Source organism: Kitasatospora sp. NPDC058243 (genome assembly GCF_042882025.1).
In the GTDB taxonomy this organism is placed as follows: Bacteria; Actinomycetota; Actinomycetes; order Streptomycetales; family Streptomycetaceae; genus Kitasatospora.
Map to the genome: position 1 here is coordinate 42,083 of NZ_JBHVWW010000015.1, position 24,681 is coordinate 66,763.

Sequence of the window (24,681 nt, forward strand, 5' to 3'; positions counted from 1 at the left end):
ACCATGACGACCCCCCAACACCACTCCCCCACCTTCCGCCCCCTCCTCCCCCTCCTCCTCACCCTCACTGCCACCACCGTCATAGCCCTCGGCTCCCTCTGGTCCCTCTGGTACCTCCCCTTCCTCTGCGGCCTCGCCCTCGGCACCACCACCGCCCTGCGCGGCCAACGAGCCCGCACCGCCGTCCTCACCGCCACCACAGCCGCCCTCGCCGGCTGGGCCGCCCCCCTCCTCTGGCGCACCGCCACCGGCGAAGCCGTAGCCGGCACCGCCCGCACCCTCGCCGCCCTCGCCGGCCTCCCGGCCCTGGCCTCCCTGATGATCACCGCCACCCTCCTGATCAGCCTCCTCCAAGCCCTCCTAGGCGTCTGGCTAGCCCGCACCACCACCGCCACCCTCCGCCCCACCCCCTGACCCCACCCCCCCACCAAGGCAAACGACGGCCCGGCCCGCACAGCGGCCCGGGCCATCGCCGTTCCGTGCTCTCGGTTTTGCTCTGAAGGACAACTCCGAGCGAACGCGCCGCCTCATGCGCCGCGCGATCCGCCACGCCCGCCTGCTCGGCATCGACCACCCCGTCCTCGCCCCCGCCACCACCAGCGTCATCGCCAACCTCGGCGACGTCTGGCCCGAACTCACCTACCAGGCAAGCCTCATCGAGCAGGTCGTCACCGCCGAGGAGGAGTCCTTCACCCGCACCCTCACCCAGGGCACCCGGCTGCTCAACGCCGCCGTCACCCACAGCCGCGACAGCCGGTCCACCACCCTCACCGGCGAAACCGCCTTCGAACTGCACGACACCTACGGCTTCCCCGTCGAGCTCACCATCGAGGCCGCCCGCGACGCCGGACTGACCGTCGACGAGGACCGCTTCACCACCCTGCTCGCCGAGCAGCAAAAGCGCGCCAAGGCCGGTGGCAAGGCCAGGACCGCCGAGGCCCTGCGCCGCCAGGACGCCTACCGCGAACTGTCCTCCCGCCACGGCCGCACCGACTTCACCGGCTACGACCGCCTCGCCACCGAGGCCACCGTCCTCGGCCTCATCGCCGACGGCACCGTCGTGCCCGGCGCCGACCAGGGCAGCACGCTCGAACTGGTCCTGGACCGCAGCCCGTTCTACGCCGAGTCCGGCGGCCAGGTCGGCGACACCGGCACCATCCGCACGTCCTCCGGCGCGCTATTGGACGTCTTGGACACCAGGCTCGGCCTGGAAGGCTTCCACGTCCACACCGTCCGCATCCGCGAAGGCGAGATCCGCACCGGCGAGCAGGCCGAAGCCCTCGTCGACGGCCCGCGCCGGGACGCCGTCGCCCGCTCCCACTCCGCCACCCACGTCCTGCACGCCATGCTCCGCCGCACCCTCGGCGACCACGCCCGCCAGCACGGCTCCCTCGTCGACGCCGGCCGCCTGCGCTTCGACTTCGCCCACTTCTCCGCCGTCGACCCCACCCAGCTCGCCGCCATCCAGGCCCTCGTCAACGACCACCTCCTCGACGACCCCGAAGTCCGCATCTGGCACGCCACCCGCTCCGAAGCCGAGGCCGCCGGAGCCACCGCCCTGTTCGGCGAGAAGTACGGCGACCACGTCCGCATCGTCGACATCGGCGACTTCTCCCGCGAACTCTGCGGCAGCACCCACGTCCCCCACGGCTCGAACGCCGGCCCCGTCCGCATCCTCGGCGAAGCCTCCGTCGGCTCCAACCTGCGCCGCATCGAAGCCCTCACCGGCCGCGACGCCCTCACCTACCACGACACCGAACGCCGCCTCCTCGAAGAACTCTCCACCCTCCTCGGCACCCGCCCACACGACGCCCCCGACGCCCTCCGCAAGCGCCTCGACGCCCTCACCACCGCCCAACAGGAACTCGCCCGCCTCCGCGAAACCGAGCTCCGCACCCGCGCCCAGCAACTCGCCGCCTCCGCCCGAACCGTCCCCGGCGGCCGGATCGTCATCGAGAAGGTGACCGGCCTCGGCCCCGACGAACTCCGCACCCTCGCCACCAACACCGCCGACCTCCTCGGTAGCGAGCACGCCATCGTCATCCTCGGCACCGAACACGACGGCAAGGCCCTCCTCGCCGCCGCCATCACCCGCAGCCTCCACGACACCGGCACCCGGGCCAGCCGACTCCTCACCGCCGCCGCCCGCGCCGTCGGCGGCGGAGCCGGCGGAAAGGGCCCCATCGCCAACGCCGGCGGACGTAACACCGAAGCCCTCGACGAGGCCCTCACCCTCGCCGCCCAGGACGCGACCCGACTCCTCGGCCAGTAGGGCCAGGCCAACTGGCGCAGGCTGTCGGCCCCCTTCACCAGGGGGCCGACAGCCCACACCCTCGTCCTTGGTCACACCCCGCCCCCGAGTCCCGCCTCACACATACCCTCGTCTGCGCTACCAACCGACCAAATCGACGGCCTCGGCCGACGTATCGATAGCAGCTGGGTTTCACACCGTTACCGTCGCAGCCACCCGGCTCCGGCTCTGGCTCCGAGCATGACCACGCGACAAATCAGCGCATCCAGCCAGGTGTGTCGACGCCCGTGAAGTCATTCCAGGAACGGCAGTGGGCACGGCACTCCGGGCCCACGTCCGCCCAGACAGAGCCGAGGTCGAACCCCTCGTCCCAGGTGTTCAGCAGTGCCTCGAAGAACCCGGTAGCAACAGCCCCCTTCTCCTCATCACTGCCCTGCGCCTGAATCCGCTCCAAGAGTTGCAGTACCCGTCGGCTCTGCTCCGGAGTGAACTCGGCCGACTGTTCACCGAAGACCCTCCCGAGAGTTCCCAGCCGAAGTGTCAGTGGCGGAACATCGTCCTCGTCCTCCTCAACGGTGCCCGCTGAAAGGCCTCGCCAGCTCTCGACGTCGGCACGGTCGGCATCCGCCAGAGCGTCGCTGACGCCGATCAGTTCTTCCCACCACGGCGGGGTTGTCACCTGTGACCTCCCTATATATCTGTACTGATTCAGGTCACAGCATTCCTCACCGCCTGGATCACACCCTCAGTAGCACCCCCTGCCGCCATGGCATTGAAGCGCCGACATCAGTAAGGAAGCTACCGCGAGTACCTGACGGGCCTGTCACGCTTCCCACATGGCCGGCAGGAACAAATGGCAACAACGGGCGAGGCCGTCCCATGCCCCTGAGGTGAGGTTTCTCCGGCCCAACAGCCCTCTCCGCGCCCACTGCGCGTCAGTCGACAGCACGACCGGACCCACGATCCGGTGATCGGAAAGAAACGGCCACCGAGCGGCGGTGATGTGGGCAGACTGGGGTGATGAACTTCGAGGCGGGGCTTGGCGAGGGTGGCTGGGACGATGACGGGGCCCTCCAGGCTGCGCTGGGGCGTACCGCCGAGGAACTCGGGCTCGCCCTGCCCGAGTTGGACGGGCGGTGGGGTCGACTCGCGGAGTACGTCGACGCGGGGAGCGGCCGGCGCGTGGTGGTGTGTCCGCCCGACGAGGGGCAGCGGACCTTCCGGGTGAGACTCCAGGGCTACCGCGCGCCCCTGGCCTGTGGGTGGACCTCGGACCTGGCGAAGGTAGTCACGGCGACGGCGGCGTGGACGGGCGGCGCGGGGCTTGAGGAGACCCGGGCGCGCGCCCCGTTCATCCGCTTCAGGCCCTGGGCCCTCGCCCACGAGCGGGAGCCTTTCGGTGCCGTCGAGTTGACGTGGCTCGTCAAGCTCGACCGCGTCCACAACCCGCCATACGACCGGCACCCGCGTGCCCACGCGCTGCTGGCGGCGTACGCCCAGCCGGTGCTCCGGCAGCTGATGCCGGTCAACAGCCACTTCAACCTCTGGTTCTCCACCAGTGTCGAGGAGTTCTGGAGGAGGAAGGCCCGGATCGGGTACGTCATCTGCCCGTACGACGAGGGGCTGTACGGGGTATGGAACGACGGCGAGCTGCTCGCGCGCACCGAGACGCCGGAGGAAGCCGTCGCCCTCGTGGTGGCCGCCCTCCCGGAGGGGATCGGGCCGGCGCGCTGAAGCGACGCGGAGGAGCGCAGGCAGCACATGGGGCTTTCGCAGCACGGGAAGTCGGACCGGCCGACTTCCCGTGCTGAGGGCGAGATCCGTCCGACGCTCCCTTAAGATCCCACGGTGAAGATCTGGACGGAGCGCCCTGCCAAAGCCGACGTCGAAGCAGTCGTCTGTCGCTACTTCAGTCTGCTCCGAACCGAGCGGATCCCCGAGGCCGTGGAACTCGTCGATCACACCTCGGTCCGGCATGTGCTCAAGTCACTATGGGCCGGCTCGGTCGAGGCGAACGCCGACGAGGACGCCGATGAGGACAAGGACAAGGACGAGACAAACGGCAGCCCTGCTGCCGACGGGTGGGACCAGGACTTGTCCTGGCTCCGCGAACTCGATCTCGCGGACTTCCACTGGGGCCACGAAGGCACCGGTTTCTACGTCGAGATCACCTACCGCGCGCGGATCATCGAGGTGTCATTGAGCTTCTGGGTCAAGCCCACCGACGCCGGCTGGGTCCTCTCGGGGCCGGCCACCCTCTGGTAGGAGGACGAACAAAAGAGCAGTTCAGACGGTCGCCGACTGGAGCTGGTGCGGCATGTTCCAGCCCTCGGCGAGCCTCGACGGGTGAACGTTGTCTCCCCCGCCGAAGAACTCGCAGAACTTCATGATCAGCGGGTCCCAGCCGAGCGGGTCCACGTAGTGCGTCCCGGGGATGACGAGGTCCTCCTCGACATGGGCGCGAAGGACCTCGACCTCGAAGGCGGTGGCGTGCGGCTCGGGACCGCCGAAGGGGTGGGCCGAGACGACCTTGCACTCCAGCTGGACCGGGCATTCCGCGACCCTGGGGGCTCGGACCAGGTCCGACGCCTGTTCGGTCAGCTGTGCGACCGAGAACTTGTCCGGCTCGTACCGGTAGCCCTGCTTCACCTTGTAGTCCGCCACGGTCGGCTTCCCGGTGGTGAGCGCGATCCGGTCGACGGCATCGACCATCGCCGACGAGGGCAGGTTGAGCACGCACTCGCCTTCTCGCAGCAGGTTCGCGGTGGTCTGGCCGTTGTTGCCGAGACCGAGCATGCAGGACTGGCCCAGCCACCACACCGAGGACATCGGCGCGAGGTTCGCCGTACCGTCCTCGTTGAGTGAGCTGATCAGCACCACCGGAGTTCCGAAGTACAGGATCTTGAGCCCGGGGACGACGTGCATGCGCTGTGCCTTTCGCGAAGTGCCAGACGAGCAGGTCCGCGATCAGGAACACGAACCGTCGCCGACTCTCTCGCGAGCGGGACACCGGCGCTGGCGGAAACGCGACACCGCATTTCGGGGGTGGCGAGTCGGCGAACACGCTGTTCAACCGCGTGAAACGAGCAGAAGGGCCACCCAGTCGAGGGCAGCCCTTCCGCGACCTCCGCGGCGCGTGTCAGCGAGCGAGCAACTCGCGCACGGCGTCACTCACCTCGGGCAACTCGCCGGGTAGGGCCCACTGGTAGGCGTCGTGCTCGGTGAGGACGACGGGCTCGGCCTTCTCCACGGTGACGGCGAAGTTGAACTGGCGAGTGGTGCCGCCTCGACTGTTCCGGTAGTCGAAGTGGCCGACGTAGCCGATAATCTGATGGATCGTCAGACCAGTCTCCTCGCTGGTCTCGCGGTGCAGGGCGCCCAGAATCCCCTCCCCCTCTTCGACCGTCCCGGAGGGAACCTCCCACAGGCCGCCCAGGTAGTCGCCGGGGTTGCGACGCACGAGCAGGACCCGACCTCCGTGGTTGATCACGGCGGCGGCGACGAAGCCGGTGATGCCTGCGGATTCAGCGTCGGCCGCGAGCCGGGCCGCGAACTCAGGAGACGGGGAGGGAGAGGGAGAGGGGAAGGCGGTGGTCACAACAGCTCCTCGTGATGGTCGCCGATCTTGATGGCCGCGCGAACGTACTGCTCGACCAGTTCGAGATCCTGCTCACGATGCCAGACCGGAAGCTTGATCATGTGCGCGTGGGCACGCTCGGCGACGGGAAAGTCCCCGGCCTTGTACCGGCGCTGGGACTGCGGGTGGCCGGGGAACAGCGTGCTGGGCTGCTGGTACAGCGGCAACTGGTTGAGGGGGCAGGTGGAGCCGGGCCGGTCGAACTCGGTGGCGCCCTCGGCGAGCAGCGCTTGGTGGAACCGCTCGATCGGCAGGCCGCCGAGCTGTTCGGGCCGGTAGGTGAGCGTCAACCCGTACCAGGACGGAATCACTCCGTCGGGCATTGCGGTGACCTCCAGGCCGGGTATCCGGCCGAGCTGGTCGGTGAGGTGGCGGGCGATCTCCGCCCGGCCGGCGAGGTAGTCGTCGAGGCGGGCGAGCTGGTCGTGGGCGATGGCGGCGGCGAGGGGGTGGATGCGGAGCTTGAGGCCGGTCCCGGTGACCGCGTACCGCGCGAGCGGACGGCCGTCCGGGATCTCGGTCTTGGCCCGCTTGTTGTAGTGCGCGAACGTGATGACCCGGTGGTAGGTGTCGTCGTCGTCCGTGAGAACGAACCCGCCCTCACCGCCGGACAGCGGCTTGGGTCCGTTGAGGGAGAAGGCCGAGGCGAGACCGAACGTGCCGACCTTCTGCCCGGCGGTGCCGGCGCCGTGGGCGTGGGACCCGTCCTCCAGCACCGCCAGGTCATGGACGTTCGCGACGGCCACGAGCTCGGTCATGTCGGCCGGCTTGCCCCACAGGTGGGTGGCCATGACCGCGCGGGTGCGAGGAGTGATCAGCTCCTCGACGCGGTTCGGGTCGATGTTGCCGTCCGGACCGGTCTCGCACAGCACCGGCACGGCACGAAGGTGGAACAGCGGGGAGGCGGTGGCGTGGAAGGTCCACGCCGGGACGATGACCTCGTCGCCGGGCTTGATCCTCGCGGCCCAGTAGGTGGCGTGCAGGGCAGCGGTGCCGGAGCTGGTGGTGACCGCATGCCGGACGCCGAAGTAGTCCTGCAGCCCGTCCTCCAACTCGGCGACGATGCCGGACCGGCCGGGGATGGAGATCGACTCGTCGAGCTGGGCGCCGACCTTGGCACGGGTGGTGTCGTCGATCGGCGGCCAGGAGAAGTGCGGGCCGTCGACGGTGACGGCGGCCTTGCCGCCGAGCAGGGCGAGAGGGCTGGTCACAGCATCTCCTTCGGGTCGATGTAGCGCCCCGCTGCCTTGGACTGGTAGCAGGAGGCGATGAACGCCGCGTGCGCCAGGTGCTGGTCGGCGCCGGAAGTGTTGGGCCTCTCACCGTCCAGGACCCGGCAGAAGTAGTCGATCTGCGCGGTCGCGGCCGAAGCGGGCGCGTGCGGGCGGGTCAGCTCCTCGACGATCGCGCCGTGCAGGTCGAACCGCTGGACCTGGCCCTTGGTCAACAGCACCGAGCCGCGGGTGCCGACCACGTACAGGCGCTCGGTCTTCGGGGCCATCCACCTGGACAGCAGCACGGAGCCGTACAGGTCGGCGTCGTAACCGAGCTGGATGACGGCGGTGTCCTCCGCGTCGTACCCGCCACCGGGAACGGCGGCGGTGGAGAAATCGGCGATGATCCGGCTGGGCAGGCCGAAGTACCACAGCAACAGGTCGATGAGGTGGTAGCCCATGTCGATGATGCAGCCGCCGCCGGCCTGGCGGATGTCCCCGCGCCATCCGGCACCGGGGTCGTCGGTGTGGAAGGTGTACTGGCCGTCGATCAGGAAGGGGGTGCCGATCTGGTCCAGCAGTCCGGCGACGCTGGTGTAGATCGGGTTGAAGCGCCGCTGGAGGGCGACCATCAACTCGACCTGGCCGGCCCGGCAGACCTGGGCGAGCTCTCGGGCCTCCCGCACCGAGGTGGCGAACGGCTTCTCCTTGAGAACGTGGACGCCGCGGGCGGCACACTCCTGGACAACCTCCCGGCCGACGTGGTGCGGGACGGCGACGACCACGAAGTCCGGGGACGCGGCGTCCAAAAGCTCACCGGTGCGGGTGAATCCGGGGACCTGGAGGGCTTCCTGCCGCTGTCGCAGGGTGGTGGGGTTGCTGTCGCAGATGGCGACGAGTTCGGCCCTGCTGGAGCCGAGCAGGCCGGGCAGGTGGTCTTCGAGCGCCTGGTGTCCGAGGCCGATGACCGCGGCACGTCGTTTCATATGCGGACTCCTTCCGCTTCGCGAAGGAACTTGTCGATGCATGACGAGTAGAGCTCAACTCGCAGTCACCAACCAGACGTTGTCCGTAGTCCCGGGGTGGTCCCGCTGTCGCCGGCAGTAGGCTCACGGTCACCGTCGATGATGGGATTGGCCCCGTGGACGACCAGATCCGGCACCCCCTCGCGTACGCCCGCGCGCTTCGCGGCTGGTCCCAGACCGACCTCGCGGCCCGCATCCACCACGCCGCCAGGAACAGGCCCGAGGGTCTCCGCTCCGGCACCGACAAGGCCGCCGTCAGCAAGTGGGAGAACTGGCGCAAGACGCCGAGCATCGAGTCCCAGCTCCTGATCGCCGAAGCCTTCGACGTCTCGATCGGCGACCTGGACGCCTTCGAGTGGCCGCACTGGCTGCCCGGCCAGGAGCAGCCGGTGCCGCTCGGATCGGCGTTCACCGTCCACGCACTTCGAGATGCACTGAGAGCCGCAATGGACCATCGCCGCCGCACCTTCATGACCTTCAGCGCGCTCGCGCTGGCCGGGCTCTCAGCCCAGTGGGCCACGCTCGAACCCGACCGGCTCGCCACCGCACTGGACGGCAAGCAGCTCGACGCCGAACTGGTCGACTGGCTGGAGGACACCAGCGCCAAGCTGACCGCCCAGCCCACCGAACAGCGGCAGCACACCGCGAAACTGATGGATGCCCAGCTGGAGACGGTCACCGACCTGCTGGAGCAGGGCCGGTACACCGAACCCATCGGCCGGCGACTGCACCTACTGGCCGCCTCCCTGGCGAGCACCTGCGGCTGGCACCGGTTCGACCAGGGCCAGCACTTCGCGGCGGGCAAGCTCTGGAACGCGGCCCTCGCCAACGCGCACGCTTCCCGCGACCGCGACCTCGGCGCCGGAATCCTCTCCGACTTCGCCTACCAGTCGATCTGGCTCAGCCAGCCCGGCGCCGCCATCGAACCGCTCAGCCAGGCCCTCATCCACACTCGGCACCCCACCGCGCAGTCCCTGCTCCACCTTCGCCGGGCCCGCGCGCACGCCGCCCTCGGCTCCGCCGCCGACTGCCACCGCGACCTGGCCGCCGCCGAGACCGCCCTGCTGACCGACAGCCCTGACCGGGCTCCCGCATGGTGCGGGTGGATGAGCACCGCGGACCTGGCCGTCGACTCCGGCCAGTGCATGCTCGACCTCGGCCGCACCGGCGAAGCCCACGCCCGCATCGACGAGGGCATGAGCCTGCTGCCACGATCCCGCGACAAGACCCGCGGGATCTTCCTCACCTACGAGGCCCGCAGTCTCCTACGGGCCCGGGAGGTCGAGCAGGCCCTCGCCGTCACCCACCAGTCCCTCGACCTCGCCACCCGGATCGGAGCCGAACGGTGCGTCACTCTGGTACGTGAACTCGCGCCCGCGTTCAAGCCCTACCGGCGGGTGCCGGGTGTACCTGAGTTCCTGGATCGTTTGAGGACTGCCTGACGTCTCAACGGCATCTCCGGCATCACCGGCATGAGCGTCCGACGCTGTGGTGGTCGGGGTCGCCGGCCGGGCCCTTCTCGGGCCTCGGCCGAGCCCTGGGTGCGCGCACCCGGCGGCGGGGGCCGACCGTCAGCTCCGGGTCTCCTGCCGGGTTGAGGTGATGAACTGCAGCAGGTGTTCGTTGACCAGGTCGGGGCGTTCCAGGTTGAGGCCGTGGCCGGCTCGTTGCACGATCTCGGCCCGGACTCCCGGGATCAGCGCGGTGACCCGCTGGAGGACGTGGCGCGGGCGGAGCAGGGCGCTGCGCTTGCCCAGCAGGACGAGGGTGGGCAGGCGGATGGAGCTCAGTTCCTCGTCGGTGAACGGCCTGGCGGCGGGGCGGGTGTTCGGCTTGTAGCTGCGCATGCCGAGCATCAGGGGGGCGATCATCTCGGGCGGCGAGCTGAGTGCGGGGTTGGCGAGCAGGCGTCCCAGCGCGGGGCGCAGCGGCCGCGGGGCGAGCATGCCGAACAGGCCGCCGATCATGTGGGCGTAGAACCGGGCGGGGACCTTCTCGATGCCGCCGGGGTCCATCGGTGCGATCGACGCGAGGCGTTCGGGTGCGTGGATGGCCTGGTTGAGGGTCAGCCAGCCGCCGTAGGAGAGGCCGACCAGGTGGATGCGGTCGAGTCCGAGGCCGGCGAAGACCTCGCCGAGCCAGGCCGCGTTCTCCTCGGAGCCGGCCGCGACGGCGCGTTGGACGCTGCGGCCGGGGTCGTCGAGCGTGTCGATCGCGTAGACGGGGTGGTGTTCGCCCAGGGCGGCGATCTGCGGGTACCAGTTGGACGGGTGTCCGGCATGGCCGTGCAGCAGCACGATCGGTTCGCCGGTTTCGGATCCGTCGGGTCCGTCGGGTCCGTAGTGGTGGACGTGGACGGTGCCGTAGCTGGTTTCGACATCGAGTTCCCGACGGGGGCCGGGCCACAGCTCCATCGCACGGTCGTAGGCCTCAAGGAACTTCGTTCGGGCTTTCTCGCTGACGAAGTGTCCGACGCTGGTCCTGGTCATGTTCCCTCCCGGTGCTCGGAATGCATGAAACAGCAGCACTTGATGGTATGTTTGTACCATAAAAACGTTTGGAGGGAACCCGATGCCGAAGCTGGTGGATCACGAGGAGCGGCGGGCCCACATCATCGACGCCCTGCTGCGCACGGCGGCGGACACCGGGCTGCACGCCGTCACCATGCGGTCCGTCGCGATCGAGGCGGGTGTCTCGGTGCGGCTCGTGCAGTACTACTTCGACACCAAGGAGCAGCTGCTGCTCGCGGCGCTCACCCGCCTGGCCGCACGAATGGGCGAACGGATCCAAGGGCGGGTCCAGGCACGGGTCCAGGAGCGAGTCCAGGAACGGATCCGCGACCGCGCCAGGGCGGCCGGGCCCGCGGCGTCACCGCGCGACATCGTCGAGGCGGTCCTGCTGGAGTCCGTGCCGACGGACGAGGAGAGCCGGACCTTCCACCTCGTCTACACCGAGTACGCGGTGCTCTCCATCACCGACCCCGCGCTCACCGGCCAGTCGTTCCTCACGGCGCCCAACGAGATGGAGGACTTCCTGGTCGGCCAGTTGACCGCCGCCCGGCAGGCCGGGGACACCGATCCGCGCATGGACGCCCGCCAGGAGGCCGTCGTCCTCCTGGCGGTCTCCGCCGGCCTGGGCCTGAGCGTCCTCCTCGGCCAGCGGACGGCGGACGACGCGGTGGCGGTCCTGCACTACCACCTCGGCCGACTCTTCCCCGGCTCGTAAACCCCCGACGGCGGCAAAAGCGGCAGCCGACCGTAGGCACCCCCGGCCGGGGCGTCAGAGCCGTTCGGGGACGGGGTTGCCGACCGCCTCGATGGCGCGGCGGACGGGGACCTTCAGCAGGAGGACGAAGCCGATGAGGAAGAAGACCAGCAGCGAGATGATCGCCGAACGGTAGCTGCCGGTGATCTGGTAGGCGAGGCCGAAGACCAGCGGGCCCATCCAACTGGTGCCGCGGTCACTGACCTTGTAGACGCTGAAGTACTCGGCTTCCCGGCCCGCCGGGATGAGGTGGGAGAACAGCGAGCGCGAGAGCGCCTGGCTGCCGCCGAGCACCAGTCCGATCATGCAGGCCAGGGCGAAGAACCAGACGGGCTGGTGGGCGGGCATCAGGTACCCGAGGGCGAGGGTGGCCACCCAGCCGACCAGGGATCCGAGGACGGTCCGCTTGGCGCCGTAGCGGCGGGCGATCCGGCCGAGGAGCAGCGCGCCGCCGATCGCCACGATCTGGACCAGGAGCACGGCGGCGACCAACGTGGTCTGGTCCATGCCGAGTTCCTCGCTGCCGTAGAGCGAGGCCTGGGAGACGACGGTCTGGATGCCGTCGTTGTAGCAGAGGAAGGCGCCCAGGTAGAGCAGTGTGAGCGGGTATTGGCGCATCCCGCGCAGGGTGCGGGCGAGTTCGCGCAGGCTGCCGGCGGCGGGCCGGTCCGGCGCAGAGGCGGGTCGGTCGGGCACGGCGACGGTACGGCCGGGGGCCGCGCCCGCCCGGGAGGGCAGCCGCAGCATCGGGACGATCGTGAACAGCGCCCACCACAGGCCGGCCGAGGCCAGGCAGATCCGCACGGCGGTGCCGGAGGACAGGCCGAGCGCGTCGTGGCCCTGGAACAGCGCCAGGTTGGCGATCAGCAGCAGTCCGCCGCCCGCGTAGCCGTAGGCCCAGCCTTTGGAGGAGACCGCGTCGCGCTCGTCGGGGGTGGCCAGGCCGGGGAGGTAGGCGTAGGAGAGCGCGACCGACACCGCGTACGCGATGTTGGCGACCACCAGCAGTGCGCCGCCGAGCAGGTAGCGGTCGCCGTCGAGGAGGAACATCCCCATCGTGGCGACCGCGCCGACGTAGGCGAAGCCGCACATCAGTTCCTTGTGCCGCCCGGTGCGGTCCGCGACCGTGCCGGTCAGCAGCATCGCCGCGACCGAGAGCAGCACGGAGAAGGAGACCGTGTACGGGAAGAACGACCCGGCGCGCACCGACAGTCCGAGCGGGTGCACGTCGCCGGCCGCGTCGGCGGCGTTCTTGGCGATGGTGGTCAGGTACGGCCCGAGGAACACCGTCAGGACGGTGGCCGAGAAGGCGGCGTTGGCCCAGTCGTTGATGTACCAGCCGAACCGTATCCGGCGCAGGGCGCTGTCGTCGGCGGCGGCCGCCGCGCGCTCCGGCGGGCCGTCCGGAAGATCGTCCGGCCGACGGTCCGGCAGGTTGTCCGTGGTGCTCGTCATGGGGCTCCCATCACCGTGCTGGAGCCGGTGCTGCCGTCGCTCCAGCAGCCGCGCTCGCCGAGGACGTCCCGCAGGACGTCTATGCGATCGGCCATGATGCCATCCACACCGAGGCCGAGGAGAGCCCTGATCCGTGTGGGATCGTCCACAGTCCAGACGTGAACCTGGAGGCCGAGGCGGTGGGCGGCGCGTACGAAGGCCCGGTCGACGACCCGGACGCCCCGGTGCCGCTCGGGCACCTGCGCGCACACCCCGGCGAACGGCGCCCCGGACCGCGCCCCGGCGAACGGCGCCCCGAACCGCGCCCCGGACCGCGCCCGCTCCCCACGCCCCCGCAGCAGCGGCCCGGCCAGCGAGCGCAGCCGCAGCCGGGCCACCTCGCGCGGGCCGAGCGAGGTGGCCAGCCGGGGGCCCGCGGCGGCGCGGACGGCGGCGAGGCGGCTGTCGGAGAAGCCGCCGACGCAGACCCGGTCCCAGGCGCCGGTCCGGCGGATCGTCTCGACCAGCGGCCCGACGGCGGCCGCCGCCTTGACGTCGACGTTGAAGCGGGCCCCGGGGAACGCGTCGAGCAGGTCCTCCAGCAGCGGCACGGGCTCGGTGCCGCCGATCCGGGCCTGCCTGACGGTGTCCCAGGGCAGTTCGGCCACCGCCCCGGTGCGGTCGGTGACCCGGTCGAGGCGGGTGTCGTGAAAGGCCACCAGCGCGCCGTCGCGGGTGGCGTGCACGTCCGTTTCGAGGTAGCGGTACCCGAGGGCGACGGCGGCCGCGAAGGCGGCGAGCGAGTTCTCGGGGTGGCCGAGGTCACCGCCCCGGTGCGCGAAGGCGAGCGGCCCGGGGTGGTCGAGGAAGGGGTGCATGTGGTGCTCCGAGCTGCTGGGATGCGCGTTACAGTATTACGCACCCTGTCAAGCAGTAACGCCGGTACCGCCAGTAGTCCCATCAGTGCCATCAGTGCCAGCAGTGCCATCAGTACCGCTACCGCCCGGATCGTCGACGCGGCGCAGATCGTAGAGGTACGACTTGCCGGCCTTCCAACTGCGCCAAGGACCGTGCGGAGGGAGCAGCTCCCGGTCGTCCGTCCGCCCCGCCAGCGGCCCGGAGTTGGCGACCCCGTCGGCGCCGACGGTGCACCAGCCCCGCTCCGGCAGCCACCGGCACCACACGTCCAGGTCCACCCGCTTGTACGACGGCCTGCCGTTGAACACGCCGTCCGCGCGGAAGTGGTACACCAGACCGTCCAGGCGGCGAACGAACTCGATCGACACGGCGGCTCCCCCCATCAGGCACCCGAAGTGCCAGGCTACGCCGCGAGCCCGGCGGAGGCAGCGAAAGTACGTTGCACGGCCGCCGACCGGACGCATAGTCTCGCGCCCATCGACGTGTAGCTCAGCAGCAGAGCGCCGGGCTCTGGACCCGGAGGGCGCAGGGGCGGAACCTGCCACGTCGGCTATGGACGACAACGCTGACCAGCAGCGCCCCGCCGGGGCCGGGACATCCGCGCACTACCCGCAGCGCCAACTGGCCCTGGCCCAGGCGTTCCTGGCCTCACCGGCCCACGCCGACGGTGACACCGACTCCCATGACGACGCCGACACCGAGACCCGGCGCAGCGCCGAGGCCCGGGTCGCCCGCTGGCGCGCCGTGCTCGCCGGCATCGCCGACGGCCGGCTGACCATCGGCTCGCGTACCCCGGTGACCGGACTGCCCGCCTGGGTGACGCCCGAGGTCGTACGGGGCGGCTTCGCCACCTCCGCCGCGAGCGCCGAGGGCCCGCTCCAGCCGTACGAGCGCGAGGCTGCGGCCCTGGCCGGGGTGGCGGCCGAGCGCGGGGCGCTCTTCGCGTACTGCCTCACCGAGCCCGGCCTGTCCCGGCTGTACGACCTCCTCGACAGCGGCCGCTACGAGGCCGCCGTGCCGGAGGAGGCGGCGCTGCTGACGGTGGCGTGGCTCGTGCGGGCCGGGGACGCGGCCGGTGCGCTGGAACTCGTCGACGTCCTGGAGCCGTTCGCCGGCCGGCTGCGCTTCACCCCCCGACCGTCCGCGCTGCCCGCGCCGGACTCCGAGGCGGTGCACCGGCGCACGGTCGGCGACGCCGTCACCACCCTCACGGGCCGGCGGCCGAACGCCGCCGTGGAAGCGCAGCGCGAGGCGCTCACCGTCTGGCAGCCGTTCGGCGACCAACTGCTGGCCCACTGGCTGGAGACCGCCGAGGCCGGCCGGGTGCTGGAGCGTACGCCCGACAGCGCCTGGCTGGAGCGCAGCGCGATGCTGCTCCGCCGCTACGACGAACTCGCCGCGACCCACACCCGCTGCACCAAGCACCGCGACCCGAAGGAGAACCTCGGCATCCTGCGCGGCGCCCTGGCGGAGACCGCCGCCGGCCGGCCGCTGGACGCGCGCCGCCTCGGACTGCTGCGGCACGCGGTGGCATCCATGGTGCGCCGGCGCGGCCGGCCGGGCTCCGACCGGCACACCGAACTGCGCACCCGCCAGGCCGTCCAGGCGGCCCAGCCGTCGCACCACGACCTCGCCCAGCTGGTGCTGCGCCGCCTCTCCGGGCTGCACCAGGAGACGGGTGTGGCCGACGTGGCCCCGCTGGTCGCCGACGTCTCGGCGCACGAAGCACACACCGGCAACACCCGCCTCCCCGCAGGCACCCCGGTGCCCGCAGCGATCCGGCAGGTGGTCGAGGCCGCGCTCAGCGCCCCGCTCGACACGCTCGTGGAACGCGGCATGGTGCCCTCGGCCGAGGTCCTGGCCGAACTGGTCCCGCAGCTCGTCGCCGTGACCAGTTCCCAGTCCTACCCGGACGAGACACTGCGCACCCTGATGGCGGCGAACTACCGGGCGTTCCGCAACCGCCGCTCGCTGCTCCTGAGCGACCTCACCGGGCAGGTGCGGGTCGACGAACTGCCCTGGGTACGGGCGGTGGCCGGACACCGCGTCGGCGAGGACGGCCGTGCACCCGCGCGTACCGCGCTGCACCAGCTCGGCGAACTGGCCGTGCAGGCGTTCCCCGGCACGCTCCTGCCGAACCCGCTGGTGCGCGAACTCGGCGTGCTCGCCCGGCAGGCCAAGCTCGACGCACCGTTCGTGGAGGAACTGGCGGCGGACATCTTCACGGGCACCTTCACCCCGAAGTACCTGGCGGCGGCCCGGGCCGCCGCGGAACTGCTCAGCGGCACGCTGTACGAGCGCTACTACGCCATCGACTACGCGGCCGTCCACGACCTCGCGACCGCCGAGGCGGGCGAGGCATACAAGGCGAACAAGGCGAACAAGGCAGGCAAGGCAGGCAAGGCCCCGGCGCGCGGCCGACGCCCCCGTTCCTCCCCCGGGTTCACCGAGCTGTGCGCGCAGCGCGCCGAGGTGTCCGGAGGATGGTCGGTCGCATCCAACGGGAAGATCATCGAGCAGGCCCAGATCCTCACCACGCACAACCTGGCCACCCTGGTCACCCGGGTCGGCATCAGCCCCGAGCCGGGCTGGGACGACCTGGCCTGGCGCAGCTTCACCACCGTGTGCCACGCGACGGCCCGGATCCACGACAACCCGCGGCCGCTGTCCACCATCAAGGACGCGGCGTACGCGTGGCGCCACCTGGTGTTCCACCTCTCCCTGTGCGAACCCGCCGCGCAGGCCCGGGTCATCGCCGGACTGCGCGGGGAGGCCGCCCGCCACCCCGCCCACGTCGCGGCCCGTCTCGCCCCCGCCCTGGCCGGCCTGCGCCAGGCCGCCCGCGGCGGCGCCGCGGACGCGGACGCCGGCCGCCGCCTCCTGGGCTGGACCACAGGACCGCACTGGCTCCACCCGGCCCCCAGGACCTGACCACCCCTGCTCCACCAACTCCACGAACTCCACGAACGAGACGACGTGACCGGCCAGAAAACCGGCCAGACCACCGACCAGACGGCCGACCAGACGACCGACCGGCCCGCCGAGAAGCCCCACGGCCTCCAGGCGATCTGGGCAAACACCCTGGAGCCGGTGGCCCCGCTGCCCTGGTACCGCAGGCTGTCCCTCAAGGCCGTAGTGGCGGCGACGCTGGCCGTGGGCCTCCTGGCCGCACTGGTGGTGGCCGCCGTGACAGGCGCCGGCGCCCCGCCGCGGCACCGGATCGCGCTGCAAGACCGGATCGGGGACCAGGTTCATCTGCCGGACGACGGTTCGGTCCAGACGGCACGCTCCAGCTACCAGCAGCGGATCAGGGCGCTGAGCCCGTACCGGGAGCTGACGGTGGGCGGTTACGGCACGACCGGATCGTCCAAGACCACGCTGCTGCTGGTCGGACTGACCGGGAGCTTCGCGGAGCCCCAGCGGGAACTGAACAAGTACTTCGGACGGCTGGCGGCCTCGGACGTGTTCAACGACACGGTGACGGAACGGCAGGACTACCCGACAGGCCCCCTCGGCGGCGCGTTCGAGTGTGCGGTGCTCACCTACCCGTCCACGTCCGAGACCACCTGCGTGTGGGCGGACGGCAGCACGGTCGGCATCGTCGTCGACAGCACCGGCGAGAGCTCCCCACAGGAACTGGCCGACCGCGCCCGGGACATCCGCGCAGCCGTCGAGGTCCCGGCCGAGGACTGACCCGCCGCCGAACCAGGAAGCCGCCGACGTGACCAACTGACCCGGAGTCACGCCCGTCCGGGTCGGTCTTCACCCTCAGCACGAATCAGGGCGCGAACCCGGACAATTCCCAGGCCAGGAATACGGGCGAAATCGCCGAAAAGAAAAGGTGGAGATAGGAATCGAACCCATCTAAACGGCCCTGCAAGCCGTCGCCTCGCCACTCAGCCACTCCACCGCGGCAACGAGGGAAACATTACACGAGCATGAACGGGGATTCCCCGGCGACGCGGATCTTTCACTCCAGAAGGCTCTTAATGCGTCTAGTGCTATTTCTCTCGACATGGTGTCGACAGGGTCCGGCGGGCCAGCGCGGAAAAGTCACGGTGCGCTAGCCTGTGCCGATATCTCCGACCCGATGGGATTTCACTGATGGCCGTCGAGGAATCATGGTTCACCCGTACCACGGAGCTGCGTTGTGGAACCGCTGCGAACCGGTGCCAGTACAAGAGCCTCCCCCTGCGCGACCTTCCCCCGCTCGGTGTCGTGCGCCGCGCGCGGATCGTCCGCGAAGGCCTGCGTGAGCGCCGCGCCGCCGTCCCGACGCCCGGCCGGCCCTCCCGCTTCACCGAGGGGGACTGGGTCCGGGTGAAGGACGAGGCCACGGTGCGCGCCACCCTCGACGCCAAGGACCGCCATCGCGGCCTGTGGTTCACCCGCAGCCAGTGGTCGTTCTGCGGCGGCGTCTACCAGGTCGAACGCATCGTGCGCCGCATGATCGACGACCACTACCGGGTGCGGCGCCTGTCCGGCACCGTCGCCCTGGCCGGCGCCACCTGCCACGGCGCCGACGGGGCCCAGGGCTGCGGACTGGACTGCGCCCTGCTGTTCCGCGACGAATGGCTGGAGCCCGCCCCCGCGCCGGTCCCCGCCGCCCGGCCCGCCGTCCTCTGGGCGACCGTGCGCAGCCTCCCGGAGATCCGCGCCACCCTCGACCCCGACGGGCGACTGGACGGCGTCCCCTTCCAGCCGGGCATGGAGCTCCACGCCGACACCCGCCACAGCGCCACCGAACTGCGCCACCGGTCCCTCGCCTGGTGGCAGCACCCCACCAAGGGCCGCTGGTTCATCCTCAACGGCCTGCGCTGCGGCGGCGAACCGCTCGCCACCGGCTGCGACCGCCGCTGCGCCCTGCTGTGGCACGAGTCCTGGCTGCATCTGGAACCCGCCACCACCACCCACTGACCTCCCGCCACCACCCACCACCCACCGCCCGCCGACCTGCCGGGCACCGCGCTCCGCGGTGCCCGGCAGGTTTTCGTCTCCGGCAGGTCCTCGTCGACCGTCAGCGCCGGCCGTCGGCGCCGCCGGCCGTCAGCGCCGCCAGCGGTCGCGCACCAGCTTCGCCGCCAGGTGCAGCGGCCCGTCCCGGTCACCGACGTAGCAGCGGGGAAGCGCGTACACCCCGCTGTGGACCCCGGGGCTGACCGCGCACCCGTACCCGTAGCCGGCTTGTGCCACCGCCTCCACCGCGGCGGCGTCGAGCGAACCGTAGGGGTAGCAGAATCCCTCGACCTCCTGCCCCGTGAGGTCCTCCAGCACGCGGCGGCTGTCGGCGACCTGGGCCGCCAGCTCCCGCGCGCCCAGGCCCGCCAGCCGCCGGTGCGTCAGCCCGTGCGAGCCGATCTCCAGCCCGGCGGCGGCGGCCTCGTGGACCTGGCACGCCGTCATCAGCGGCTTGCGCGGGCCCTGCCGGTCCCAGTCGTTGTATCCGCCCAGCCGGTCGGCCACCACGTAGACCGTCGCCGTGAACCCGTACTCCGCCAGCGCGGGCATGGCCTCCTCCACGAAGTCGCGGTATCCGTCGTCGAAACTCAGCCCGACCATGCCCGCCGCGCTGCCGCCCCGGTGCGAGCGCATCAGGGCGCCGACCGACACCCCGCGCAGCCCGCGGGCGGACAGCCAGCGCAGCTGGCGGCGAAATCGCGCAGGGTCGACGGTAATCAGATAGGGATCCTCACTCGTTGACGCCACCGAGTGGTACATCAGCGTCCACGGAAAACGCGCCGCACCTCCACCGGCCGCTTCTTCCGGGCTGTTGCGTGGTCGAATGATTCGCATGTTCTGCTCCAGCTGTCCGGCGGCACCGCCTGTGCAGGTGGCCTTCAGGGAAATTGCATTCTGGCAGCGTCGAACCCGGCTTCCATTCGCGCCAGGCGACTCCGCCCCATTTCACCCGGATGCCAGCCCAGAAGTCGCCCGACGAGTGCCCGGCCCGCACGGCCCGAATACCGGTTCCACCCCGTCCGGAACCGGCCGGCGTTTCACCTGGCCGCGACGGCGGCCGGTGCCCATGCGGCGGCTCTGGCGGCAGCGAGCGAGGCCCGGACCCGCGCTGCTCCTGCGGAGGCGATTCCCGTCGTGCGGCTGTCGCCCGCAGGACGGCTGACGAGGCCCGCACACGCGCGGCAGATGCCGGGTTGAGGGACGGGGTCGTGGCACTGGGCGCACTCGGCGTAGCAGGCCGCTGCGGGCTGTACAGCGGCCCGGTCGGGTGGCATCTTGTGCTGCAGGCGGTAGCGGAGTACGGCGGTTGCCGAGTGCATCGGGGTGGGCAGACCCGGCAGCAGGGCCTGGGTGAGGTCGGTGGGTGTGCTGCCGCGTTCGAGCCATTGGGCGACCAGGGGTGCGAGTTCACGTGCTTCGGCCTCGCCCAGGTGCAGGCGTGGTTCGGGGCGGATGACCCGGAACAGGGTGGAGACCGCGTCGCGGAGTTGTTCGTCCGGCGCGTCGTCTTCGGAGTCCCCCTCCCTCCCTTCCGTCCCCGGGGTGGTAACGCGTTCTCCGGGCTGCTGGGAGGGGTGGGTGGGTTCTTTCGCCGGGTTCTTTACCAGGGCGTCAGCGCCGCCGGTGGTCGCTTCACCGGGCGCCGGGCGGGTGGTACCCGGCGGCATCAGCTGCGGGGTGTCGTAGACGTGGGTCTCGGTGATGATCGTGCCGTCGGGCATGCGGATCTTCTCGACCCGGTAGAAGCCCGCCTCGGTCAGTTCCTTGAGCGCCTTGCGGATGGCGCCGCGCCCCTGGGGGCTGGTGTCGGCCATGTGCCGGCCGTCCTCGCGCCAGCCGTCCGGGCGGGAGAGGAGGTCCGCGAGCAGACCGCGAGCGGTGTAGGACAGCCGCCGGTACTGCAGCATGGTGTTGGGCAGCACGGTGAAATCGCGCACGTGGGCGCTACGATGGACACGCATCGGGAGGTCTGTCTCCTGTTGCCGGACCCCGGAGCGTTGCCGCGCTGCCGGGGTCACCTATTTGTGGTTAGGCCACGGAACGTACCACAACTACCTGACACACCAAGCGCGTTGACGCCAGCGGCCGGATCATATTCAAATCCTCCCGCCGACGGCCGGCACAAAGTGCGGCCAAGACCCCGCAAGCACCCGGTCAGCGCCGGCGGCCGAGCAGCTCGGCGGTCTCGGCGCGCCGGTTCCAGGCGATGACGGCCAGCGGCACCATGAAGATGAACGGGGTCCCGGCGTTCTCACCGTGCATCGCGGTGAGCTGGGTGACGAACGCGAACACCAGGAAGACGATCAGCGCCGTGGCTGCCGGCCCGGCCAGCCGGCGGACCAGCAGGCCGACCGCTCCGGCCAGTTCCACCAGCCCGGTCAGGTACATGAACCAGTGGCCCACACCCATGGCGTCGAAGACGGTCGTGGCGGCGGGGATCGCGAGCAGCTTGGGCAGCGCGCTGGCCAAGGCGAAGAAGAGCGCGAGCAGGATCCGCAGCGTCCAGACCACCCGGATCACGGCCTTGCTGGAACTCGCGGCCGTGGTGGTGGTGCTGGTGGAAGTGGTAGTGGCGGTAGCGGTGCTGGACATCTCAGGTCTCCCCGGTCGGCTGTCGTTGCTTTCCCAGGTATGACCGCCACCACCGCCCGAACTCATCGGTCCCGGAAGAAAAATTTTCCGGCAGCCCCAACTCCAGTGCCAGCAGCCCGCCAGCAGCCCGCCGACGGCCTGCCGACGGTCCACCGATCAGCCCCGCCCGATCGCCCTCGACCGCTTCGCCGAACTCAGGGTGAGCCGCCGCGTCGGCGGCCGGTTCGGCCACTGCGGCGTTGACCGTCAACGACGAGTGCGCGCAGAGCACACTGCGGAACCGCACGGCAACTACGGTTCCTGCACGGCCAGAAGGTCGAGTCCGCGGAATCCCCGGTGGCCACCCCGGCACGTTCGCCTGGGGAGGGGGCCGAGGGATCCTCAGCGAAAGGAAGCCCGAAGTGCACCGGACAACTGCGCACCAGCTGCGACGGACGACGGCGTTGCGCCGGATCGGGGTCGGGATCGGGTCGGGCCGGGTCAGGACCGTGATCGCGGCCGCGCTGACCGGAGGCGTCCTGCTCCTGGCCGCCCCGGCCCCCGCCGGGGCGGTGGAACTGGACTGGCGGGGCGTCGGAGTCAGCAGCCTGTCCTACATGAAGACGGTGACGGTCAACGGCAACACCTACGACGTCACCAGGGGCCTCGACAACGGCATCTGGTTCCGGTTCAACAACGGTGCCTGGCAGCCGCTGGGCGGCTTCCAGACCCAGAGCTACTACTCCCCCGCCATCGTGCAGTGGCAGGACCGTGTCATGGTCGCCCACCAAGGGGTGGACAACCAGATCTACTGGACCGCCGTACAGAACCCGTCCGCGAACCAGTGGGAACCGTGGCACCGCATCGAGGGCGACGCCGCCGCCTGGGGCGGCATCTCCCTGGAGAGCCTGGGCAGCACCGTGCTCTTCGACTGGGCGGACGTCAACGGCCTCTACCGGATCACCAGCGTGCACACCCGCCCGGACGGCACCCGCTCGCAGACCGCGATCAGCTTCCCCAACAGCCAGTGGCACGTGGGGCCGCAGGGAAGCGGCACGACGGGCACCCGGCGACCGAGCCCGATCATGGCCTGGAACGAGGCGGCGGGCGGCGAGATGGAGCACATCTACCTGGTCGGGACCGACAACCACGTCTGGCAGATCTGGCGCAACCCCGCCACCGGGGCGACCGGAGCCGCGAGCCAGGTGCCGGGCGGGGCCGTGTGCATCTCCGGGGTGTCGGCCGCGCGGATGGGGTACCAGGACTACACCGTCGCCCCGGGCGACCCCCAGTACGCCAACCAGCGCCGACAGATGCTCGCCTGCATCGGGGCCGACGGCTACGTCTGGATCAACACCTCCTCCACCGGCGGTGACACCTGGGACGGGTGGCACCAGCCCGCCGGCGCCCTGGCGCCGGCGACGGACACCCCCGCGATCAACGCCACCGTCAACGAGTTCAGCATCGACATCAACTGGAACGGAGCCCGCAGCGGCCTCTTCCCCGACCACGCGATCGTCGAGAAGACGATCCGGTAGCGGGACGAGGGCACCGCGGGCGACGGCGAGGAGGCCCGGACGGCTCGCCACGTGGGGCATGGGGCGTCGGGCTGTCAGCCGATGGACTTCGCGTCGTCCGCCAGCACTTCGACGAGTCGCCGCTTGACCGCGTCGCGATGCGGGACCTGCCGAGGCGGCTGCCCCGGCTGCGGCGGGACACCGAGGTCGGTGAGGAGGTAGAGCATCCGCAGGGTGCGCAGCGCGTTGGACACGTATGTCGGGGTGGTGCCCCGGGCCACGGCCCGGAAGTCGGCGCCGATGTCGTCGAGCCAGGCGACGGACTGGTCCGCGGTGAGCTTCGGGTTGGTGAGAGTCAGCGCGATCGCGCGGGCGAGCCGGTCGTCCTCCCGTTCGGCGTACAGGTAGTCGGTGGGCGCGAGGAGCCGCGCGGTCGCGAGGTCCAGCATCTCGACCGGCTCGACATCGCGGTGGCGGCCGAGGGCACCGAGCAAGTCGGCGCCGTGCGCCACGGCGTGCAGCCAGCCCAGCTGCGCGTCGTGTCCGCGCAGGTCGCTCTCTGCGGGGTACCAGCGGGTGAACGCGTCCAGCCATTCCTGGCGGAGGTCCCCGCGGCTGACGATCATGTCCAGGACCAGCGGCGCGAACGTGCGGGCCTGAATCGGCGAACCGGCGGCGAAGCGGGCCGCCATGTCATCGCCCAGGCGGACCCGGCGGGCGCCGTCGATGACGTCACGCTCGATCCAGGTCCGCAACACGACGTACGGGTAGCCGTCGCGCACCTCCGGGTCCGGATCCCGCAGGCACTCCGCCAGTTCTGCGGTGAGCTCGTCCAGATCGCCGCCCGGGGGCACCGCACATGCGTCGGAGTAGATCTTGTACCAGTCAGTCACGAGCAGCGAGGCTAGCCCGCCACGGACGGCGTGACCAGCGATTATCCGGATCCGCCCACGGCGACGACCGTAACGGCAGCGGCCTCGGCCTCGGCCTGGGCCTGGGCCTCGGCCGGAACCAGGGACGGGCGCGGGCGGCCGACGGCCTGTTCGCCGCCCGCGCGTCGGGTGGTCCGGATCGGGCGGCCGCGCCGTCAGCTGTCGGCGGCCTGCCGGATGAAGTCGGCCACCGCGTCCGGGCGGGAGACGTAGACGGCGTGGCTGCCGGACACCGCGGAGGTGCGGGCGCCGGCCCGCTCCGCCATGGCGTGCTGGGCGGGCGGCGGGATCATCCGGTCGTCGGCCGCCACCAGGTACCAGCTCGGCTTGGTGCGCCAGGCGGGCTGGGAGACGGCGCCGTTGAGGGCGTCGACGCCCCAGGGGACCTGGGAGTCGGCCATGAAGGCGGCCAGTTCGGCGGGGACGTCGGCGGCGAACGAGGCGGCGAACTCGTCCCGGTCGAGGAAGAGGAAGCCGTCCCTGGGCGGCAGGATCGGCGGCACCGGGGCGCCGGGCGCCGGGTCGGCGATCAGGCTGCCCACCGACTCGCTCTTGTCGGGGGCGAACGCGGCGATGTAGACGAGGCCCGTCACCTTCGGGTGGTTGCCCGCCTCCGTGATCACGGCGCCGCCGTAGGAGTGGCCGACCAGGACGGCCGACCCGTCGAGGCCGTCGAGGACGTGGTGGACGGCGGCGACGTCGCCCTCCAGCGACAGCGTCGGGTTCTGCACGATGCTCACCCGGAACCCGGCCCCGGTCAGCCGCTGATACACCCCCTGCCATCCGGAGCCGTCCACGAACCCGCCGTGGACGAGGACGATGTTCTTGCGGTTTTCCTGCTCACTCATCGGTTCTCCCATCGCCGCCTGGTGCATGACGTTGCGTCAGAGCAGGTTAGTGGCGACCCCGGGCGCCCGCGTCCGTCATCCGACGTAGTTCGGGCCGAGCCGCGCCTCACA

General features: G+C 71.0%; 25 protein-coding genes and 2 tRNA genes. 11 read left to right on the forward strand and 16 right to left on the reverse strand.

Going from position 1 to position 24,681, the window contains the following annotated elements; translation table 11 throughout:
• Positions 1-3: 3 nt before the first annotated feature.
• Positions 4-414: a hypothetical protein gene (locus tag ACFVX9_RS13090; RefSeq protein WP_380479019.1), complete on the forward strand. Its 411-nt coding sequence runs from the start codon at positions 4-6 to the stop codon at positions 412-414.
• 115 nt (positions 415-529) lie between these two features.
• Positions 530-2,272: an alanine--tRNA ligase-related protein gene (locus ACFVX9_RS13095; RefSeq protein WP_387981619.1), complete on the forward strand. Its 1,743-nt coding sequence runs from the start codon at positions 530-532 to the stop codon at positions 2,270-2,272.
• 235 nt (positions 2,273-2,507) lie between these two features.
• Here ACFVX9_RS13095 and ACFVX9_RS13100 read toward each other — a convergent pair whose 3' ends face one another.
• Positions 2,508-2,930 carry a hypothetical protein gene (locus ACFVX9_RS13100; RefSeq protein WP_387981620.1) on the reverse strand — a complete coding sequence of 141 codons (423 nt, stop codon included), beginning with the start codon at positions 2,928-2,930 and terminating at the stop codon, positions 2,508-2,510.
• Positions 2,931-3,271: 341 nt separating this feature from the next.
• Here ACFVX9_RS13100 and ACFVX9_RS13105 point away from each other — a divergent pair, with 341 nt between their 5' ends.
• A complete protein-coding gene (locus ACFVX9_RS13105) occupies positions 3,272-3,985 on the forward strand; it encodes a DUF6193 family natural product biosynthesis protein (protein ID WP_387981621.1) in 714 nt (237 codons plus the stop codon).
• 114 nt (positions 3,986-4,099) lie between these two features.
• Positions 4,100-4,516, forward strand: coding sequence for a hypothetical protein (locus tag ACFVX9_RS13110; protein WP_387981623.1), 417 nt, complete (start codon positions 4,100-4,102; stop codon positions 4,514-4,516).
• A 21-nt stretch (positions 4,517-4,537) separates the two neighbouring features.
• Here ACFVX9_RS13110 and ACFVX9_RS13115 read toward each other — a convergent pair whose 3' ends face one another.
• The 4 genes from ACFVX9_RS13115 to ACFVX9_RS13130 form a co-directional block, all read right to left on the reverse strand.
• A complete protein-coding gene (locus ACFVX9_RS13115; protein WP_380479009.1) occupies positions 4,538-5,176 on the reverse strand; it encodes a flavin reductase family protein in 639 nt (212 codons plus the stop codon).
• Positions 5,177-5,390: 214 nt separating this feature from the next.
• Positions 5,391-5,849: an NUDIX hydrolase gene (locus ACFVX9_RS13120; RefSeq protein WP_380479007.1), complete on the reverse strand. Its 459-nt coding sequence runs from the start codon at positions 5,847-5,849 to the stop codon at positions 5,391-5,393.
• Positions 5,846-7,099: a DegT/DnrJ/EryC1/StrS family aminotransferase gene (locus ACFVX9_RS13125; protein ID WP_380374063.1), complete on the reverse strand. Its 1,254-nt coding sequence runs from the start codon at positions 7,097-7,099 to the stop codon at positions 5,846-5,848. The genes ACFVX9_RS13120 and ACFVX9_RS13125 overlap by 4 nt, the downstream gene beginning before the upstream one ends.
• Positions 7,096-8,088 carry a Gfo/Idh/MocA family protein gene (locus ACFVX9_RS13130; protein WP_380374061.1) on the reverse strand — a complete coding sequence of 331 codons (993 nt, stop codon included), beginning with the start codon at positions 8,086-8,088 and terminating at the stop codon, positions 7,096-7,098. The genes ACFVX9_RS13125 and ACFVX9_RS13130 overlap by 4 nt, the downstream gene beginning before the upstream one ends.
• A 155-nt stretch (positions 8,089-8,243) precedes the next feature.
• On the opposite strand from ACFVX9_RS13130, the gene ACFVX9_RS13135 reads away from it, so the two are divergent.
• Positions 8,244-9,569: a helix-turn-helix transcriptional regulator gene (locus tag ACFVX9_RS13135; protein ID WP_380479005.1), complete on the forward strand. Its 1,326-nt coding sequence runs from the start codon at positions 8,244-8,246 to the stop codon at positions 9,567-9,569.
• Positions 9,570-9,698: 129 nt separating this feature from the next.
• On the opposite strand, the gene ACFVX9_RS13140 is transcribed toward ACFVX9_RS13135, so the two are convergent.
• Positions 9,699-10,616, reverse strand: a complete 918-nt coding sequence (locus tag ACFVX9_RS13140; RefSeq protein WP_063352449.1) for an alpha/beta fold hydrolase — start codon at positions 10,614-10,616, stop codon at positions 9,699-9,701.
• Between the two features lie 82 nt (positions 10,617-10,698).
• On the opposite strand from ACFVX9_RS13140, the gene ACFVX9_RS13145 reads away from it, so the two are divergent.
• Positions 10,699-11,352: a TetR/AcrR family transcriptional regulator gene (locus tag ACFVX9_RS13145; protein ID WP_380479002.1), complete on the forward strand. Its 654-nt coding sequence runs from the start codon at positions 10,699-10,701 to the stop codon at positions 11,350-11,352.
• 54 nt (positions 11,353-11,406) lie between these two features.
• Here ACFVX9_RS13145 and ACFVX9_RS13150 read toward each other — a convergent pair whose 3' ends face one another.
• The 3 genes from ACFVX9_RS13150 to ACFVX9_RS13160 are packed head-to-tail and all read right to left on the reverse strand — an operon-like array spanning position 11,407 to position 14,111.
• Entirely contained in the window at positions 11,407-12,846 is a 1,440-nt protein-coding gene (locus tag ACFVX9_RS13150) for an MFS transporter (protein WP_380479000.1), read from the reverse strand.
• Positions 12,843-13,703 (reverse strand): glycerophosphodiester phosphodiesterase, encoded by an 861-nt coding sequence (locus ACFVX9_RS13155; RefSeq protein WP_387981626.1) that lies wholly within the window; start codon positions 13,701-13,703, stop codon positions 12,843-12,845. The genes ACFVX9_RS13150 and ACFVX9_RS13155 overlap by 4 nt, the downstream gene beginning before the upstream one ends.
• Positions 13,704-13,751: 48 nt before the next feature.
• Positions 13,752-14,111 carry a hypothetical protein gene (locus ACFVX9_RS13160; protein WP_387981628.1) on the reverse strand — a complete coding sequence of 120 codons (360 nt, stop codon included), beginning with the start codon at positions 14,109-14,111 and terminating at the stop codon, positions 13,752-13,754.
• A 110-nt stretch (positions 14,112-14,221) separates the two neighbouring features.
• On the opposite strand from ACFVX9_RS13160, the gene ACFVX9_RS13165 reads away from it, so the two are divergent.
• The 3 genes from ACFVX9_RS13165 (at position 14,222) to ACFVX9_RS13175 (ending at position 17,436) form a co-directional block, all read left to right on the forward strand.
• Positions 14,222-14,293 (forward strand) — tRNA-Gln (locus ACFVX9_RS13165).
• 2 nt (positions 14,294-14,295) lie between these two features.
• The gene (locus tag ACFVX9_RS13170) at positions 14,296-16,674 is read left to right on the forward strand and encodes a hypothetical protein (protein ID WP_387981629.1); all 2,379 of its coding nucleotides are present in this window, start codon (positions 14,296-14,298) and stop codon (positions 16,672-16,674) included.
• Positions 16,675-16,719: 45 nt separating this feature from the next.
• Complete coding sequence (locus ACFVX9_RS13175) at positions 16,720-17,436, forward strand: hypothetical protein (RefSeq protein ID WP_387981631.1); 717 nt, start codon at positions 16,720-16,722, stop codon at positions 17,434-17,436.
• A 146-nt stretch (positions 17,437-17,582) separates the two neighbouring features.
• On the opposite strand, the gene ACFVX9_RS13180 is transcribed toward ACFVX9_RS13175, so the two are convergent.
• A tRNA-Cys gene (locus tag ACFVX9_RS13180) sits at positions 17,583-17,653 on the reverse strand.
• 194 nt (positions 17,654-17,847) lie between these two features.
• Between ACFVX9_RS13180 and ACFVX9_RS13185 the strand changes: the two genes are divergently transcribed.
• Positions 17,848-18,660 (forward strand): hypothetical protein, encoded by an 813-nt coding sequence (locus ACFVX9_RS13185; protein ID WP_387981632.1) that lies wholly within the window; start codon positions 17,848-17,850, stop codon positions 18,658-18,660.
• Positions 18,661-18,789: 129 nt separating this feature from the next.
• Here ACFVX9_RS13185 and ACFVX9_RS13190 read toward each other — a convergent pair whose 3' ends face one another.
• The 4 genes from ACFVX9_RS13190 to ACFVX9_RS13205 form a co-directional block, all read right to left on the reverse strand.
• Positions 18,790-19,449, reverse strand: a complete 660-nt coding sequence (locus ACFVX9_RS13190; protein ID WP_208869253.1) for a polysaccharide deacetylase family protein — start codon at positions 19,447-19,449, stop codon at positions 18,790-18,792.
• A 290-nt stretch (positions 19,450-19,739) separates the two neighbouring features.
• Positions 19,740-20,663: a hypothetical protein gene (locus ACFVX9_RS13195; protein ID WP_387981634.1), complete on the reverse strand. Its 924-nt coding sequence runs from the start codon at positions 20,661-20,663 to the stop codon at positions 19,740-19,742.
• Positions 20,664-20,856: 193 nt separating this feature from the next.
• Positions 20,857-21,294, reverse strand: a complete 438-nt coding sequence (locus ACFVX9_RS13200; protein ID WP_380374031.1) for a DoxX family protein — start codon at positions 21,292-21,294, stop codon at positions 20,857-20,859.
• Position 21,295: 1 nt separating this feature from the next.
• Positions 21,296-21,580 (reverse strand): hypothetical protein, encoded by a 285-nt coding sequence (locus ACFVX9_RS13205; RefSeq protein WP_387981636.1) that lies wholly within the window; start codon positions 21,578-21,580, stop codon positions 21,296-21,298.
• 115 nt (positions 21,581-21,695) lie between these two features.
• Here ACFVX9_RS13205 and ACFVX9_RS13210 point away from each other — a divergent pair, with 115 nt between their 5' ends.
• Positions 21,696-22,811, forward strand: a complete 1,116-nt coding sequence (locus ACFVX9_RS13210) for a hypothetical protein (RefSeq protein WP_387981637.1) — start codon at positions 21,696-21,698, stop codon at positions 22,809-22,811.
• A gap of 74 nt (positions 22,812-22,885) precedes the next feature.
• Here ACFVX9_RS13210 and ACFVX9_RS13215 read toward each other — a convergent pair whose 3' ends face one another.
• Positions 22,886-23,683, reverse strand: a complete 798-nt coding sequence (locus ACFVX9_RS13215) for a DUF2785 domain-containing protein (RefSeq protein ID WP_387981639.1) — start codon at positions 23,681-23,683, stop codon at positions 22,886-22,888.
• A gap of 194 nt (positions 23,684-23,877) precedes the next feature.
• Positions 23,878-24,570, reverse strand: coding sequence for an alpha/beta fold hydrolase (locus ACFVX9_RS13220; protein WP_380374024.1), 693 nt, complete (start codon positions 24,568-24,570; stop codon positions 23,878-23,880).
• Between the last annotated feature and the right edge of the window lie 111 nt (positions 24,571-24,681).

Excerpts from the sequence above, each read along its gene's own strand:
- ACFVX9_RS13155 (WP_387981626.1), bottom strand. The coding sequence starts at position 13,703 with ATGCACCCCTTCCTCGACCACCCCGGGCCGCTCGCCTTCGCGCACCGG.
- ACFVX9_RS13140 (WP_063352449.1), bottom strand. The coding sequence starts at position 10,616 with ATGACCAGGACCAGCGTCGGACACTTCGTCAGCGAGAAAGCCCGAACG.
- ACFVX9_RS13130 (WP_380374061.1), bottom strand. The coding sequence starts at position 8,088 with ATGAAACGACGTGCCGCGGTCATCGGCCTCGGACACCAGGCGCTCGAA.
- ACFVX9_RS13145 (WP_380479002.1), top strand. The coding sequence starts at position 10,699 with ATGCCGAAGCTGGTGGATCACGAGGAGCGGCGGGCCCACATCATCGAC.
- ACFVX9_RS13150 (WP_380479000.1), bottom strand. The coding sequence starts at position 12,846 with ATGACGAGCACCACGGACAACCTGCCGGACCGTCGGCCGGACGATCTT.
- ACFVX9_RS13185 (WP_387981632.1), top strand. The coding sequence starts at position 17,848 with ATGGCCGTCGAGGAATCATGGTTCACCCGTACCACGGAGCTGCGTTGT.
- ACFVX9_RS13115 (WP_380479009.1), bottom strand. The coding sequence starts at position 5,176 with ATGCACGTCGTCCCCGGGCTCAAGATCCTGTACTTCGGAACTCCGGTG.
- ACFVX9_RS13170 (WP_387981629.1), top strand. The coding sequence starts at position 14,296 with ATGGACGACAACGCTGACCAGCAGCGCCCCGCCGGGGCCGGGACATCC.
- ACFVX9_RS13095 (WP_387981619.1), top strand. The coding sequence starts at position 530 with ATGCGCCGCGCGATCCGCCACGCCCGCCTGCTCGGCATCGACCACCCC.
- ACFVX9_RS13220 (WP_380374024.1), bottom strand. The coding sequence starts at position 24,570 with ATGAGTGAGCAGGAAAACCGCAAGAACATCGTCCTCGTCCACGGCGGG.
- ACFVX9_RS13195 (WP_387981634.1), bottom strand. The coding sequence starts at position 20,663 with ATGCGTGTCCATCGTAGCGCCCACGTGCGCGATTTCACCGTGCTGCCC.
- ACFVX9_RS13090 (WP_380479019.1), top strand. The coding sequence starts at position 4 with ATGACGACCCCCCAACACCACTCCCCCACCTTCCGCCCCCTCCTCCCC.
- ACFVX9_RS13105 (WP_387981621.1), top strand. The coding sequence starts at position 3,272 with ATGAACTTCGAGGCGGGGCTTGGCGAGGGTGGCTGGGACGATGACGGG.
- ACFVX9_RS13200 (WP_380374031.1), bottom strand. The coding sequence starts at position 21,294 with ATGTCCAGCACCGCTACCGCCACTACCACTTCCACCAGCACCACCACC.